Source organism: Sorangium sp. So ce834 (assembly GCF_051521425.1).
In the GTDB taxonomy this organism is placed as follows: Bacteria; Myxococcota_A; Polyangia; order Polyangiales; family Polyangiaceae; genus Sorangium; species Sorangium cellulosum_D.
On the sequence record NZ_CP150351.1, the window covers coordinates 3,051,265 to 3,067,505 of the forward strand.

The window sequence follows — 16,241 nt, forward strand, 5'->3', positions numbered from 1 at the left end:
CACGGGCCGCCACGGAGGTGCGCATGCGCGCAGACTTGGACGCTTTCCCTGAGCCGCTCGCGGTGCTCGACGCGACCCTGCGGCTGCGAGAGGTCAACGCGGCATGGCGCGACGCCTTCGGGGCGGCGCCGGTCCTCGCGCCGCAGGCCGAGGAGGCCGCGCGCGCGGTGCTCGGAGGGGCGCAGCGCCGGGTGGAGATCGACGCGGGGGCGGCGGACGGATCGGGCCCGCAGCGCTGGACGTTCCTGCGCTGCGCGAGGGACGAGGGAGAGCCGCTCGCCTTCGTGCACGTGCGCGCGCAGGAAGGGGCGGCGCCGCGCCGCCGCGAGGAGGAGCTCGCCGAGGAGGTGGAGCTCCTGCGCAGCTTCATCGACCTCGCGCCCAACCTCATGTTCATCAAGGACCGGCACAGCCGCTACGTCATGGCGAACAGCGCGCTCGCGGACTGCTACGGCATGACCCCGGAGCAGGTCGTCCACGCGTCCCAGCACGAGCTCACCGCGAGCGCGGAGGAGGCCGCGGGGTTCGCCAGCGTCGACCGGCAGGTCATCGACACGCGGCAGCCGGCGATCATCGAGGAGAAGGAGACGCGGCCGAACGGCGAGGTGCACTGGTACGAGACCGTCAAGAAGCCGATCGTCCGCAGGAGCGGCGAGGTGCAGGTCGCTTGCTTCAGCGTGGATGTCTCCGAGCGCCAGCGCGCCCAGGACGCGCTCCAGCGCTCGGCGCGCGAGCTCCAGACGATGGCCGCGGCGGCCCGGCGCGAGGCGGACGAGAAATCGGCGCTCGCCGCCGAGCTCGGCATCGATCTCTCGAGCATGGTCACGACGCGCACCCCGAAGGACGCGATCCGCCTCTTCTCGACCAGGAGCTGAGCCCGCGAGCTCGGCGCGGCGCGCCCTCCCATTGTCGCTTCGCGCTCCTTCTGGCGAGCCCGCGGGGCGCGCCATGTACCGCAGATTTGTTCGGGCTCCGACATTCGAGCGGGTTTGCCCCGGTCGTGCCCTCGGGTGTTGACAGCTGAGCCCGCCGGCTCGTAACCTCGATCAGATACCGAGACTTGGGTGCTCGATGCTCGCGGCGTCCCTCGGGTCATCACCCATCTGGGCACGCCGCAGGCGCGGAGACGCAAGCGCTCGGATCGAGGGGGCCTGTGGCCCCTCATCGGACCATCTCGAACATACCCGCTCCGCGAAAGCCGAGAGTGGAGGTGCAACATGAAAAAGTCGTTGGTAAGGCTGGCGATCGTTGGTCTGCTGACAGGCGCGTGCTTCCTCGACGTGGAACAGCATGGCGTCGGTATCGCTCACGCGAAGGAGCCTGCGGCGTCCGAGCGCAAGGGCAGCGGTTTTCAGGGCCGCTTCGGCTGGGACGCCTCCGGCACCATCGTCGGGCAAGGCAATTTCGTGGCGAATGGGACCATTACATTCCACCGCAATGGGAGGCTCACCGCCACGGAATCGGGGAATATCGAGGGTACGTACTTCACCGATACCTTTACCGGTACATGGACGCTGGACGAGGACGGCACGGGCACCTTCACCACGGTCGACTCGTCCGGCGGCGTCAGCGTCTTCGACTGGGTGGTGACGGCGCAAGGGCAGCGGGGGACAGCGGTCAGCAGGGACGCGGGGGACGTCACGCTGCTCAAGATGGAGCGACAGTAGCCCTCTCGCTGCCTGCTCTGGCCATCGCCCGCGCGGCGCTCTGAACAGGCCGCCTGGCCCGGCTACCGCCCGGATTCCCCATCGGCCGGCGCCGGCTGATTCCGCTCGAGCGCCTCGATGCGCCCGAGGAACGCGCGTCCCCTGACCGGATCGGTCATGTACACGAACGCCGCGAGCCCCTTGAGCTGCGCGAGCGTCTCCCCCTTGCCGGGCCTCCCCAGCTCCCGATTGCGGATCGCCGCGCGCAGCGCGCGCACCCGCTCGCGCGGGACCCGCGCCGCCGGGGCCGCCTCGCCAGCGCCGTTGACGACGAGGCCCGTCACCTTCTGGCGGCTGCCCTTGCGCATCACCACGGTCTTGCCCGGGTGCAGCCGGAAGCCCTCCGCGCTCAAGATCTCCCGGACGCCCCGGAGCAGCGCGCCCACCGGCGCGCGCGGCCGCGCGGCGCCGGCGAGCCCGGGCGCCTCGGGCGCCTCGGGCGCGCGAAAGGAGAAGGTGAGATCGTCCGCATAGCGCGTGTAACGGAACCCCAGCTTGCGCGCGAGCCCGGACACGCGCCGATCGAGCCGCAGGCAGATCGCGTTCGTGATCGCGGGAGAGCTGGGCGCGCCCTGCGGGAGCACGCGCGGGCCGGTCGCCACGTGGAGCGTCTGCCCGCGGAACTGCACGACCTCGCGCGGCGCCTCCGTGGCGAGGAGCGCGACGAGCGTCGCCGGACCCTCGGCCACCCCCGCCTTGCGGAGCAGGCCGCGCACGCGGCGCCACGTGATCGTCGGGAAAAAATCCTTGATATCGATCTTGACGATCGTGTCGGCGCCGGCGTGGGCGGCCGCGTTCGTGACGATGGAGCGGCTCGCGAGGAAGCCGTGCGCCGCGGCGTGGACCGGGAGCCTCTCGAACAGGTTGCGGAGCGCCCAGCGCTGCGCGCGCTTGAGCTCCCGTTTCGGAGATGAGATGGCGCGCGCGCTGCCGTCGCGCTTCGGGATCAGCCAGCGCCGGTAATGCGTGCCGGTGTCGACCTCGCGGTGGTACGCGAGCCAGCGGAGCCGCGGGATCGTCAGCCCGAGCGCGCTCGCGAGCTCGCCCGCGGAAGGCAGGTCGGGGAGGCCGCGCGACCGCGCGCGCTCGGCGAGGCCCGGGACATCGAAGGCGTCCGGCCCTTCGCGATCGCGGAAATGCACGCCGGCGCCGAGGTGGTTGATGTGCGTGGCGAGGTACGCCTCCCACGCGAGGCGGCGCAGCGCGCGGCGCTCGCGGGCCTCGACCTTCTTGCGCTCCTTCCACTGGGCGCGCTCGCGGTCCGACATCGCCTTGGGATCGCCGGTCGCGACGGCGCCGCGCGCGGCGAGCTCCGCGCTCACCCACGCGTCGATCCCGCCCGCCTCGGCGATCGCCTTCCAGCGGGCGACGCGCTCCTCGTGGGCGAGGCGGCGCTCCTCGGCGCTGCCGCGGGCCGCCGCGAAGGGGGCGGGCGGCGTCGCGAGGGGGAGAACGACGGGGGCTCGGGCGGGGACGGTCGCGTCGATCTTCGCGGTCATGTCTCGGTGAAAGCGCGGCTGTGAAGCACGATGGAAGCGGCCGGCGGCCGCGCTCCGCGCGCGGCGGGATCGCCCTTCGCCGATCGCGGGCTCATGTCGCCAAGAGAGGCCCCGAGCGCATCACCTTCTTCGCTTGGGGCACGGTAGCCTCACCGGTTCTCCGGCTAGACCAGCGCTACGGCGCCGGGAGAAACGGCGGTTGCGAGGTTGTCTCAGCTCTCCCGGCGCCGTAGCGCTGGTCTAGCCGAAGAGAACCAAGAACAGGCTACCTTGCGGAGAGTGACTGGCGGTTCCTCCAGAGCGGCGCGACGCCGCTCCTGCGCTCGAGGCGCGGAGGCTGGTGCGTTCAGAACCTCTCCTGGCAGCACGATGCAATCTCACGTTTGCTGACGCTCGACCTCCTTCCCCCTCGTCACGCCGACGACGCCTCGGCGTCGACGAACCCCGACGATGTTAACGCATCCAGCCGCTTGAAATACGCGTCGCGCGCTTCGCCGTCCGTGTCAAACCAAATGCGCTGATGACGAGGGTCATCCTTGCCGCGCGTGCCCCACGACAGGTGCACGACACGGTCGTCCAGCGAGACACGGTAGACCACCTCCGCGCCCGAGGCCTCGCGGCGCACGTAGGTGCGCGTCTCGGCGCGGATGAGCGCCCGCCCCTCGGCCGTCTTTCGCTGGGCGTCCTGCGCGGCGCGCTCGCGGGCGTAGGCGACGCGGAGCGCGATCATGTGCTCGCACGGCCCCTCGCGGAGGCCGCTCCGGCGGAACGCGGGGCAGCTGCACCACGCGTCCGAGACGCGGCCCTCGAGATCCACCGTGAACCGGGGCGAGAAGCCGCGGTGCGCCTCCCGGTCCGCGACCTCGCCGTGGATCTCCGTGCCCTCGCCGGCGATCTCGTGCACCTTGGTCGGCCGCACCGCGCCCGGCGCGGCGAGCAGGCGGTGGGCCGCGGCCTCGCGGGGCGAGCCGTAGCGGATCTCGCGCTCGTCGACCGGCTCGGCGAAGAGCTCGCGCGGGCGGTAGACGCGGCGCGCGACGTCGTAGAGCACGCGGCCGCGCAGGCACTCGAGCTGGAGCGCCGCGCGGGCGTCCTCGGCGCTCGCGCCGGCCGCGAGCGCCGCGAGCGGGAGCGGCCCGCGCTCGCGGAGCAGGGCGCGCTGCCTGCCGGCGAGCGCGTCGAGCGCGCCGGCGCCGCGCCCCCCGTCGCGGGGCATCAGGGCGTCGAACGAGGCGGCGCTGGCCCAGCTCGCGTCGGTCCAGCCCGTGAGCGCGACGGTCAGCGTCGCGCGGCCGAGATCGAGCACCCAGAAGACCGGCAGCCCGGGGCCCCGGAGCTCGGCGCGGGCGCTCCGCACGTGCGGCAGGAGGCGCGAGAGCGCGAGCAGCCGCTGCCGGCCGAAGGTCCGGACCACGCGCGGCGGGCCCTCGTACGGCGGGCCGTGGCCCTCGAGGAGGATCTCCCACGGCTCGAGGATGAGGCGCGGCGGCTTGCCGGGGACGAGCTCGAAGCGCAGGCCGCGGGGCGGCTTCTTCGCCTTGCGCGTGCGGAGCACGAAGAGGGCGTTGTAGAGGTCGATCGGGGCGAGCTCGCACGAGACCGCGGGGAGCGTCGCCGCCGACTGCACCTGGAGGAAGCCGCGCAGCCACGTCGCCGGGACCTCGAGCGAGCGCTCGATCGACGTGGGCGACGTGGGCGACGTGGGCGGCGCGGCGAGGGACGCGCCGGCGTCGAGCTCCACCTTCGTGTAGACGCGCAGGCGATCGATCTGCTCGACGATGCGCGGCGAGAGATCGACGAAGGCGGTGCCGTGGGCCGCCTCGCGGCCCTCGAAGAGATCGCTCGAGAAGGCGAGCCGGGCGTAGGCGCTCTCGTCGCGCGAGAAGACCTCGATCGCGACCTCGTCCGGATGCACCGTGAGCACCGGATCGAGCGCGCCGGCGGGCTTGCGCACGTCGGGGGAGCCGTCGCCCTGGCCCGCGGCGCCGCCGCCGAGGGCGCCCTCCAGGTACGCCTTCTGCGCCTCCCAGATCGCCGCCGTTGCCTTCTTGCCCTGCTTCATCAGGTAGGCGAGGTACGCGGTGCGATCGCGGCCCTTGTACCGGAGGTCGCTCTCCAGGAGCGTCGCCAGCGTGGCCATCGCGTCGCGGAACAGCGCCGCGTCGCGGAGGGGGCCGCGCACGCCGACCGGGCCGCGGGCGCTGTCGAGGGAGAGGCGCACGCTCGACTGGAGCGGGGCGGCGGCGAGCTCGCTCGGCGCGGCGTACCGGAGGAGGATCGGACGGGCGAGGGCTGCGGTCATGCGTTGACTCCGTCGGGGGGCCCGGGCTCGGCGGGGGCGCGCGCGATCGAAGGCCGACTCGCGCGCTCGTTCGCGGCGCTGCGCTGCGCGCGGCGGTACGCCCGGTACGCGGCCTTGCGGACGGCGACGTCGGGCGCCGCCGCCTTGTCGAACGCGAGCGCGGCCAGCGCCTCGAGCGCGCGCTCGCCGCCGGCGCGGCCGAGCGCCGCGATGGCGTCGAGGCGGGCCGCGGCGTCGCCGCCGTCGCCCTTGGCGAGCGCGATCAGCGGGGCGAGCGCGGCGGCGTCGCGGCGCGCGAGCATCGCCGGCAGCGCGAGGCGCCGGCCCGGCTCGCTCGCGGTGAGCGCCGAGAGCGCCTCGGGCGGGGCGGCGCGCGCCGTCGGATCGAAGGCGACGGGATCGAACGGCCGCGCCGCCGCCGCGCGCGCGGCCGCGCCGTCCGGCGCGAGCGCGGCGAGCGCGGCCGCCGCGGAGGCGCGGACGCCGGCGTCCATGTCCACGAGGGCGGCCGCGAGGGCGGCCGCGGCGCCCGCGGGCGGCGCGCCGCCCGCGGCCGTCGCGAGCGCGCCGAGGGCGCGCGCGGCCTCGCGGCGGACCTCGCCGGGGGCGGCGCCGTCCGCGAGGAGCGCGGAGAGCGCGGGCGCCATCGCCGTCGCGCCGGCGCGCGCGCCGGCCCAGAGCAGCTCGCGCCACGCCGCTGCCTCGGCGTCGCGCGCGTCGCCGTGCGCGGCCGACCAGCGCTCCGCGGTGCGCCGCGCCGCGGCCGCGACCGCCGCGGCGAGGGCCTCTCGACCGCCGTCCACGGCGCCGGCGGCGATGAGCCGCGCGGCCTCCTGCCGCGCCGGGGCGCGGTCGTCCTCGAGCATGGCGCGGAGCGCGGCCGCCGGCAGCGCCCCGCGGCGGAGCAGGCCCATGGCGAGGCGCCGCCGGAGCTCCTCGTCCTTGAGCGCCGCGAGCCGCGGCAGGAGCTCGGTCGGGTCGGCCTCCGCGGCGAGGTAGCTCGCCGCCGGGCTCGCGATGTCGTCGTGCTCGCTCGCGACCGCGAGGAGCTCGACGCGCGTCCGCTCGCCCGGGAAGAGCTTCTCCAGCGCCTTGCGCGCGGCCTTGCGGACCTCGGCGCTCCACGCGTCGAGCGCGCGCGCGAGGGCGAGCTCGGCCGCGCGGTCGCCGAGCTCGCCGAGCTCGTTCATGGCGACGAGGCGGAGCCGGTCGGGCGTGTCGCCGGCGCGCGCGAGCTCCTCCAGCAGCACGCGGGCGCGCTCGCCGCCGAGCCAGCGCACGCCCCGCGCCGCCGACTCGCGGAGATCGACGGCGTCCGCGTGGAGCGCCTGCTCGACGCGCTCCGAGGCGCGCCGGCGGAGCTCGGCGCTCTCGAGCTTCGGGGCGATGCGGCCGAGCGCCTCGGTGGCGGCGGCCTGCATGCTCGTCTCGACCGGCGCCTCCTTGGTGCCGCCGGCGGCCACCGCCTCGAGCTCGTCCAGCGCGCGGGCGTCGCCGAGCGTGCCGAGCGCGAGCAGCGCCCGCTCCCGCTCCCCGGGCTCGCCCGCGCGCACGACGAGCATGAGCGGCAGCAGCGCCGCCGCGAGGCCCCGCGCGGCCACCCCCTCGGCGGCCGGCAGCACGAGCTCGCGCGCGCCGGCGCGCAGCACCGCCTCGAGCGGGCCGGTGGGCGCGCCCTTGTCCTTCACGCGCTTCGCGTACGACGTGACGGCCGCGACGCGCGTGGGGAGGTCGCGGTCCGAGAAGAGCGGGACGAGCAGGTCGTTCGGCGCGGGATCGTCGCCGAGATCGAGCTCGCGCGCCGCGGCGAGGCGGAGCGCCGGGTCCTTCGCGCGCGCGGCGGCGGCGAGGAACGCGACCGCGCGCGCCGCGTCGCGCTTGTCGCGCTCGCGCCCGCGGTCGACGATCTCGAGGCACGCCTTGAACGCGGCGCCCCGGACCTCGGCGGCCTCGTCCTCGAAGCGCGCCGCGAGGGCGGGGATCGCCTCCGGGTTGCGGGTGCTCCCGAGCGCGCGCGCCAGCGCGGCGCGGTCGGCCGGCGCCGCGGCCTCGTCCATGCGCGCCGCGAGGGCGCGCACCGCGGCGCCGCTCGCGAGCGCGACGAGCGCCTCGCGCGCGCGGGCGATCGTCGCGCTCGCCGGCGGGGCCGCGCCCTCGCGCAGGAACGCCGCGAGCACGTCGACGGCGCGATCGTCGCGGCGGCGGGCGAGGAGCTCCGCCGCGCGCAGGCGGAGATCGTCGTGGTCGCTCTCCATCGCGCGGCACAGGGCCGGCACGATGCGCGGATCGCTCGACGACGCGAGCCGCTCGAGCACGCCGAGGCGCAGGTCGGCGTGCTCGCTGCCGAGCGCGGCGAGCAGCGGCTCGAGGCTCCCCTTCGGGCAGAGCCGCTCGAGGAGCTCGAAGGCGTAGCGGCGCACGTCGGAGAGCGGCGAGCTCAGCGCGCGCGCGATCTCGGGCCGGGCGCCGTCGCCGCGCGCCGCGATCTCGTCGAGCGCGGTCCGCGCCACGTCGGCCGACGCCGACGCGAGCCCGAGCGCGAGCGGCTCGCTCGCCCCCGCCGGGAAGAGCGCCTTGAGCCCGGCGAAGGCCGCCTTGCGGACGAGGTGGTGCGGGTCGTCGAGCGCCCGGACGAGCGGCGGGATCGCCGCCGTGCTGCTGACGTGGCCCTTCTGGCAGACGTCGACGATGCGGTCGATGGCGTCGCGGCGGGTCCGGTGCGCCTCGTCGTCGCCCGGCGAGACCTGCCGGAGCAGGCCCATGTACGCGCCGAACGCGAGCCAGCGCAGCCGGCGCTGCTCGCCCTCCGGGACCGCGTCGCCGCCCGGCCGGTCGCCCTGCTTCTGCCCGGGCTGCGCGAACAGGCGGCGGAGCCACCCCTTCGCCGGCCGCGTGTCGGTCTCCTCCGCGGCGCGCGGGGTCGTGTCCGCCGCGACGGGCGCGCCCGCCGGGCGCAGCGCGGCCACCCGCTTCGCCTCGCGGAAGTACTCGACCGGCTTGCGGCGGATGCGGAGCACCTGCGCGGCCGCGTACCGCTGCTCCGGGTTGTCGCTGGCGAGCGCCTCGGCGAGCCCCACGAGGACGCGGCCGCGCGCGACCTCGGGCGGCCACTCCTTCATGCCGGCGGGCCTGTCGCCCTCGGCCGCGCCGTCGCGATCCCGGTCCGGCTGCGCCGCGGCGTCGGGGCGCGGGGGCATCAGCACCTCGATGAGGTGGGCGAGGTACGCCTCCGGATCGGTGCGCAGCTCGAGCGCGCGCGCCGCGGCGAAGCGCACGTCGGAGCGCTGCGACGAGAGCGCGCTCGTCAGGAGATCCGGCGGATCGCCGCGGCGGAAGGCCCGGAGGTCGCGCGCGAGCACGATCGCGAAGACGAGCTCCTGGACCTCGCGCGAGCTGTCCTCGAGGCCCTGCAGCATCCCGCCGTAGCCCTCGGGCCCGAGCGCCGCGAACGACATGATCGTCGCGACGCGGATGGGCGGGTGCTCGTGGCGCAGCGTGCCCGTGAGCACCGGCAGCGCCCGCACGTCGCCGAGCCGCGCCAGCCCGTCGGCGGCCCACGAGCGCACGGCGACGTCGGCGTGGCCCATGGCGTCGAGCAGGTAGCCCTCCTCGCCGCGGCGGGCGGCCATGGCGAGCCCGCGCGCCGCCTGCTCGCGCACGTCGGGGTAGTCGTCCTTGAGCAGCTCGGTGGCGAAGTACTTGACGAGCCGCGGCGCGCCGAGCGTCGCCAGCGCGGTCGCGGCGCGGGCGCGGAGCGGGCCGAGGATCTGGATCGGGAGCTCCTTGAAGAGGCTCTTGTCGGCGAGGAGCGCCCGCATCGGGTTGATCGGCTGCTCGTCGCGCCGCGCGGCGCAGAGCTCGGCCGCGCGCACCCGGAGGTCGAGGTGGCTCGACTGGAGGCCGATGTGGAGCGGCCCGGCCTCGCCGGGCAGGAGCTTGTCGAGCGCCTCGATCGCGGCGGTGCGCGGCCCCGCGTGGTCGTCCTCGAGCAGCCGGATGAGCGCGCTGCGGCCGGCGTCGCTCACCGGCGCGCGCGCGGCCCCGCGCGCGCCGCTCTCGCGGACCGACGGGTGGATCGACGCCATCGCGGCGAGGTGCGGCTCCGCGGCGTCCTTGCCGCGCAGCTTGACGACCGCCTCGTACGCGGCCTGGGCCACGCCGTCGTCGCGGTCGCCGATCGCCGCCTGGAGCCGCTCGGCGGCCCACGGCTGCTCGCCGTGCGCCTTGAGCTCCTCGACGGCGCGCAGGCGCAGGTCGGGGAAGCGCGCGCGCTGGGCGCGGTCGAGCGCCGTCCGCGGATCCGAGGCGTGCCACGACCAGAGCGTCCGGAACGCCTCGCGGCGGACCTTGGGCGACTCGTCCTCGATCGCGTCGGCGAGCAGCGCCTCGGCCTCCGGGGGCCTCGGCCCCTTGCCCTCGCCGGCGAGGGCCACCAGCCGGTCGAGCCCGCGGACGCGGATGTCCTCCTGCGACGAGCGGAGCGACGCCTCGGCCACGGCGAGCGGGGCCGACGGCTCGAGCCGCGCGTACGCCTCGAGCGCCGCGGCGCGCACCGCGCCGTCCGCGTCGTCGAGCATCCAGACGAGCCGCTTCTCGGCGCGCGTGTCCCGGAGCTCGGCCAGCGCGGTCGCCGCCTGCCGGCGCAGCGACGGGTCCTGCTCGCGCGTGAGCTGCAGCAGCGCGCCGAGGGCGCGCGTGTCGCCGAGCTGCGCGAGCCCGCGCGCGCCGCGCACCGCCGTGTCCGGCGTGCGGCACGCCATCGCGGTGAGCAGCGGCTCGAGGTCGGCCTCCGCCGGCTCGGCGCCGGGGCTGCCCACGCCGGGGATCCGGGCGCGCGCGGCCTTCAGGTCCGCGTCGTCGGGCGCCTTCGGCTTGGCCTTCGCGTCCGGCGCGGGCGGCTCGCCCGCGCCGTCGCGGGCGCGCCGCAGCACCTCGGCCGCGCGCCGGGCGATGTCGAGCGCGGCGCGGCCGAGGTCCTCGTCGCGCCCCTCGAGCGCGTGGGCGAGCGCCCGCCGCTCGATCACCTTCGCCGCGAACGCGATGCGGCGCACCTCGGGATCCTCGTCGTCGAGCGCGCGCCCGGCGATCGGCGCGAAGCCCGGGGCCGAGAGCCAGCCCTGGAGCGCGGCCCGGATGAGCGCCTCGACCCGGAGGTCGGCCGGGCCGCGCTCGAACGCGGCGCGGAGCGGCTCCGGGCTGCCCGGGTGGAGCTCCTCCAGCTGGTCGAGCGCCGTGAGCCGGACCGACGCGTCGCGGGCGGCGAGCTTGTCGGCGATGAGCCCCGGGATGAGCGGCGAGCTGCCGTGCAGCTTGCCGAGCTCGACGAGCGCCCGGCGCTGGACGTCCGCGGCGCGCGCCTCGAGCCCCGCGCGGAGCGGGGTGAGCGGCGCGTCGCGGTCGATCGCGCGGAGCGCCTCCAGCGCGGCCAGGCGGACGGCCGCGTGCTCGTCGTCGAGCGCCTCGCGGAGCTTCGCGCGCGCGCCGCGGCGCCCGCGCGCCCCGAGCTCGCGGGCGGCGAGCGCGCGCACCTCGGCGTCGCGGTCCGACCGGAGCGCGCGCGCCGCGGCCTCGAGCGCCTCGGGCTCGTCGAGCGCCGCGAGCGTCTTGACGGCGGCCTCGCGGGCCGGCCGCGCCCCGGAGAGCGCCTGGGCGAGGGCGTCGAAGCCGTGCGCGAGCTCCGCGGCGCCGTCCGCGGGCACGCCCGCCGCGTCGATCGGGAAGCGCCACACGGTGCGCCGGTCTCCCGCGGCGAAGACGGCGCCGAGCCCGTCCTTCGCGTCCGCCGCACCGCGGCCGCCGGAGGCGCGCGACCCCTTGCGCGCGGGGGCGCCCTCGGCGGGCGCGAGCGCGAGCGCGTGGAGCGGCAGCGCGCTCGTCTCCAGGGTGCGCGGCTTGCGCCGGTCCGCGAGCCGGTGGACGCGGATCGCGCCGTCCGCGCCCGCGGACAGCAGGCGATCGCCGGCCTCCTTGCCGTCGTCCTGCGGCGGCGGGGTGGGCAGGCACAGCAGCGCGCGGACCCCGCCCGCGTGCCCGCTCCCGTCCGCGCCGCGCACCTCGCACTCGACGTCGCCGACGAGGTACCAGAGCCGCACGGTGCCGTCGTCGCCGCCCGAGGCGAGCCGCCCGTCGCGCGGCGTGAACGCGAGCGCCGCGACCGGCCCGTCGTGCCCGGGCATGTCGCGGCGGGCGCCGGTCGACAGGGTGATCACGCGGACGACGCCGTCGTCGCCCGCGGCCGCGACGAGCTCGCCGGCGGGGTCGAAGGCGACGGCGCGGAGCGGCGCCGCCGAGAGCGCGAACGACGCGATCTCGGCCGCGGCCCCGGGCGGCGCGGCAGGGGACCCGTCGCCGCCGCCGACGCGGAAGACGCGCAGCGCGCCGTCGGCGCCGACGGTCGCGAGGCGCGCGCCGCCCGGCGCCGCCGCGACCGCCGTGACGCCGCCCGGGTGCGCGTCGAGCGCCCGCGCCTCGGCCGCGCCGCCCGCGACGAGGCGCAGCGCGCCGTCGGAGCACGCCATGGCGAGCAGGTCGCCCGCGAACGCGAGGCCGAGCACGTGCGCCGGCACGTCGATCGAGCGCACCGGCTTGTTCGCCGCGTGATCGAACAGCGTCACCTGGCTCGCGCCGGCGGGCGATCCCGCGGGCGATGTCCCGCCCGCCCCGCCCGGCGCCGGCGCGCGCACCCCGCCGACGGCGAGGAGCCGCGGGCCGGCGGCGAGCGCGCGGACCTTCTCGTAGTGGCCGATCGTGTGGCTCATGCGCGCTCCTGTCCGGCGCTCGGCGCGGCGAGCCCCTCGATCTCGAGCCCCGGGTGCGCGCGCCGGAGCCGCATCAGCGCCGCCAGGCAGGCCTGCCACTCGCCCTTCGCGATCGATCCGGTGAACTCGGCGATGACGGGGGCGACGAGCGCCGCGAACGCCGCGTCCTCGACCGCGAGATCGCGCACGACCTCGATCACGTGCCGCTTGGCCTCGCTCGCGGAGAGGCGCCGCCGCGGGCCCGCGTCGTCGCCCGGCTCCGGCGAGCGCCCCGCGGGGATGCCGGAGAGCACGTACCGCAGGAAGGCCCGGAGCGCCTCGACGTCCGCGAACCGGCCCGCGTCCTCGGGCGCCTCCGCCGCCGGGCGCGGGTCCTTCTCCTCCCCACGCGCGCCGCGCGGCTGCCAGCCCGGCGGCAGATCGCGCGGCCGGTGCTTCTCCCAGAGCATCCGCACCGCGAAGAGGCGCACCTCGCGGTCGGCGCTCTGCATCAGCCAGCCGAGGCGCTCCGGGCCGCCGAGGCGCGCGTAGTGCTTCAGGATGAGCGACAGGCCGAGCTCGCGCGCGCTCTTCTTCAGGCTCTCCGTGAGCGCGAAGACCTGCGCCGGATCGAGCTCGTCGAGCGTGAGCGTCATCGCCGGATCGGCCGACGGGTCGCCGGCCTTGCGGAGCGCGTCGAAGGCGATGTTGCGCACCTCCTTCGCGTCGCTGTGGGCGAGCTCGTAGACGCGGGCCTGGTAGCCCCACGCCCGCAGCTCCGCGCGGGTGATCAGCGCGGCGAAGCGCCGGACGTCGTCCCGCTTGTCGGAGAGCGCGGGCCAGATCCGCTCGGCGGTGAACGCCGCGCGCTTCAGCGCCGGCTTCAGATCGAGCTCCTTGGCCTCGCCCTGCTCGGGCCCGAGCGTCGGGTGGTGGCACCGCAGGTAGGTCTGCGCGAACGCGCGCATCGGCTCGGGCTCCTTCTCGCCGAGCGCGAGCGCGAACAGCCGCGCGGTGCCCGCCTCGCGATCGCCGCGGCCGCCCGCGTCCTGCCCCGCGTCGAAGTCCTGCGGCTTCATGTGCGCGAGGAGGTACCGGCGCGCGAAGCCGTTCAGCGTGGGGTCCGCGCGCCGCGCGAGCGCGAGCAGCCAGGGCAGGGTGAGCTGCCGCGGGGTCACGATCTTCGGGTTGCCGAGCACCGAGAGCGCGACCGCGCGCGTCTCGGCGCTGAAGACGAGCCCCTTCAGGCGCTCCACGCCCTCGGCGGTCAGGTCGGGCAGGGCGTCGGCCTTCTCCAGCCAGGCCGCGACGGCGCGCCCGATGCGCTTCCGGGTGAGCGCGCCGAGCAGCCACGGCGTCCCGATCGCCGCGACCGGGTGCTTGCCGAGCGCGTCGAGCGCGATCTCCGTCGCGCGATCGTCGTCCTCGTGGCGCGGGTCGTCGAGCACGCGGATCCAGAAGGCCGGCCCGAGCTCTCCCGGCCGGTACTTCGCCTTGAAGTAAGCGGTGGCCCACCGCTTCTGCGCGCCCTCGCCGTAGATCATGTCGACGAGGAACGGCTCGGGCAGCTCGGCGCGGTCGAAGCTCTCGCCGAGCGCCTTTCCGGCCCAGGCCTCGGTCTCGCCGCGCTCGAGCAGCCGCCCGAGGAACGCGAAGCCGAGCGCGCGCGGGCTCCTGCCCTGCAGCGCCGACGCCGCGAAGGCGCGCGTCTCCTTGTGCTCGGAGGCGAGCAGCGCGGCGAGCCGCTCCGGGTCGAGATCCGCCGCGTGCGCGCGGGCGTACTCGATCGCGAACGCGCGCGCCTTGGCGCTCGGCGAGCCGAGCAGCGCGAGCGCGGCGTCGTGCAGCCCGAGGCCCCGCAGCTTGCTCTGGTGGAGCTCCGGCGAGCCGAGCAGCGTCTCGATGAGGAAGTCGTGCGCGCTCGCGAGCGGCCGGGTCGCGAGGCGCGCGAGCCACGCGGGCGTGGCGGCGCTCCGCAACGCGTCGGCGAAGTCCTTCTTGAGCCCCTGGATCGCGAACCGCGCCGGCGGATCGGCCTGGCAGGTCGAGAGCAGGAGCATCAGCGGATCGGGCGATCGCCTCCACGCCTCGCCGAAGGCGCGGTGCTTCACCATGTCGCTCGGCGGGACGCCGCCGTGGAACGAGCGCCCGTCGTACTTGCCCGCGCCGTGCGCCCAGATGTGGTTCGCGACCCAGAGGTCGCGGAAGGCCGTGTCCTGTGTGTAGTGGCGGAGGACCTCGACCGCGAACTGCGGGTAGAGCTCGGGCGTGCTCCGGCCGAGCTCGCGCAGGAAGCGCCACGCGCGCCGGCGCATGTAGATCAAGGTGCCGCGGGAGACCTCGCGCCGCCCGCCGCGCGAGAGCTCGGTGTCGAAGCGGTAGGCGAGGGCGCCGAAGAGCTCCGCGTCGAGGCGCGCCTCGGCCAGCTTGTAGATGCGCTTGAGCCCGCCCCACGCGCCGAAGACGAGCGGCGCGCTCTTCGCGACGTCGCAGAGCGCGCTGCGCCCGGCGTCGGTGCCCTCCTCGTAGATGCGGACGAGCAGATCGGCGAGCTCGAGCCGCGGCGGCGGCGCGGCGTCGACCTGCGCGAGGAAGCGCCGCCACGCGTCGGTCGCCTGCTCGCGCCGCTGCTCGGGGGTGCTCCTGCCCTGCGCGATCGAGAGCAGCCGCAGGAACGCCGCGAAGGTGAGCGCGCCCTCGCGGGGCGGCGCCTCCGGCGCGGGATCCGGCTGCTCGAGGTAGGCCTCGAGGATCTCGGCCAGGGCGGGCGCGCCGCTCGCGGCGAGCTGCTTGACGTTCGCGATGTCGATCGGGTTCGGTGAGCTCGCCAAGGCGCCTCCCGCGGCGGGATGGCCTGAGAGAATCGCGAGCCCTGCGGATCAGGTCAAGCGGAGTCGACTCACGCGGCGCGCATCCGGGCGATGCGCCGCGCGACGTGCGGGTCGCTGCCCGCATCAAGGCCCGCGAGGTACTCCTTGAGCGATCGCCCGCGCTGGGCGAGGTGTGCCTCGAGGTAGGGCGAGAGCGCCTTCCATCGGAGCGCCCACCCCGCCTCGGCGCTCATCGAGCCGTGGTGTGGCCGGTCGACGAGCAGCGCGCCGAGCCGGAGGCCGAGCTCCGGGTCGCCGAGCTCCTCGAGCTGGCGGCTGAGGACGGCGAGCGCGCCGGCGGCCGGCGAGGTCGCGGGCGGCGCCTTCCAGGTGTCGCGCACGGCGCGCGCGAACGCGGCGGCGTCGAGCTCCGAGAGCAGCTCGATCGCGCGGACGAGCGGCAGCCGATCGGCCGCGTTCGGCGCGACGACGCGGGCCATGAGCGCGTCCATCGCGGCCGACAGCGCCGCGTCGGTCGCGGGGTCGAGCCCGCCGAGCGGCTCGAGCGCGCGGCGGGCGCGGCGGACGGCGCGCCCGAGGGCCCAGCTGCGCCGGCCGCGCGCGGCCGCGAGCGCGGAGAGCGCGTGGACGGCGGCTCTCTGCTGCGCCTCGGTGGCCTCGCCGGGCCGCACGCGCGGCGGCAGATCGAGCTTCGCCGGCGGCGGGGCGGCCTTGTCGCCGCTGGCCGCCGGCGCGCTGCCGGCGGGCGCGCCGTCCGCGGATGCGGCGACCTCCTGGTAGCCCTCCCGGAGCTTCTCCGCGATCTTCTTCTCGCGCTCGCGCGCGGCGGCCTCCGCGGTGGGAAACGCCTTCTCCTTGCGCTGCCCGGCGGTGCCCAGCCGGCCGTAGACGACGACGAACGTCGTGTCGTCCACGTCGGCCATCCAGAACTTGGCGCTCGTCCCCTGCACGAACTCGAACCGGCGCATGGGGGCGAGGATACCACCGGGCCTCGCCGGCGCAGCTGGGCTCGTTTGCGGCGGGACCGCCCGAGGCTAGGGCCCACGGGCTGGCGGCAGCGCTCGGGACCGGAAGGCCAAGCAGATACAGCGTATCGAGCTCCCTCCTCGTCGCCTCTATCCTCCCAGCGGAATGGTCGCGTCCGAGCCCTCCTGGAGCCTGCTCAT

Annotated in this window: 7 protein-coding genes; 2 read left to right on the forward strand and 5 right to left on the reverse strand. The window is 76.6% G+C overall.

Annotated features, from left to right (window positions below; all coding sequences use genetic code 11):
• Positions 1-23: 23 nt before the first annotated feature.
• Entirely contained in the window at positions 24-875 is an 852-nt protein-coding gene (locus WMF20_RS11020) for a PAS domain-containing protein (protein ID WP_437613033.1), read from the forward strand.
• Between the two features lie 342 nt (positions 876-1,217).
• Positions 1,218-1,667: a hypothetical protein gene (locus tag WMF20_RS11025; RefSeq protein WP_437613035.1), complete on the forward strand. Its 450-nt coding sequence runs from the start codon at positions 1,218-1,220 to the stop codon at positions 1,665-1,667.
• A 62-nt stretch (positions 1,668-1,729) separates the two neighbouring features.
• Here the strand turns inward: WMF20_RS11025 and WMF20_RS11030 are convergent, their stop codons facing one another.
• From WMF20_RS11030 to WMF20_RS11050, 5 genes are all read right to left on the reverse strand, one after another.
• Entirely contained in the window at positions 1,730-3,205 is a 1,476-nt protein-coding gene (locus tag WMF20_RS11030; protein ID WP_437613037.1) for a reverse transcriptase family protein, read from the reverse strand.
• Positions 3,206-3,617: 412 nt separating this feature from the next.
• Positions 3,618-5,507, reverse strand: a complete 1,890-nt coding sequence (locus WMF20_RS11035) for an SWIM zinc finger family protein (protein ID WP_437613039.1) — start codon at positions 5,505-5,507, stop codon at positions 3,618-3,620.
• Complete coding sequence (locus WMF20_RS11040) at positions 5,504-12,265, reverse strand: HEAT repeat domain-containing protein (protein WP_437613041.1); 6,762 nt, start codon at positions 12,263-12,265, stop codon at positions 5,504-5,506. The genes WMF20_RS11035 and WMF20_RS11040 overlap by 4 nt, the downstream gene beginning before the upstream one ends.
• A complete protein-coding gene (locus WMF20_RS11045; RefSeq protein ID WP_437613043.1) occupies positions 12,262-15,075 on the reverse strand; it encodes a hypothetical protein in 2,814 nt (937 codons plus the stop codon). Before WMF20_RS11045 ends, WMF20_RS11040 begins: the two co-directional genes overlap by 4 nt.
• Positions 15,076-15,143: 68 nt before the next feature.
• Positions 15,144-16,043, reverse strand: a complete 900-nt coding sequence (locus WMF20_RS11050) for a WGR domain-containing protein (protein WP_437613044.1) — start codon at positions 16,041-16,043, stop codon at positions 15,144-15,146.
• Positions 16,044-16,241: the final 198 nt, after the last annotated feature.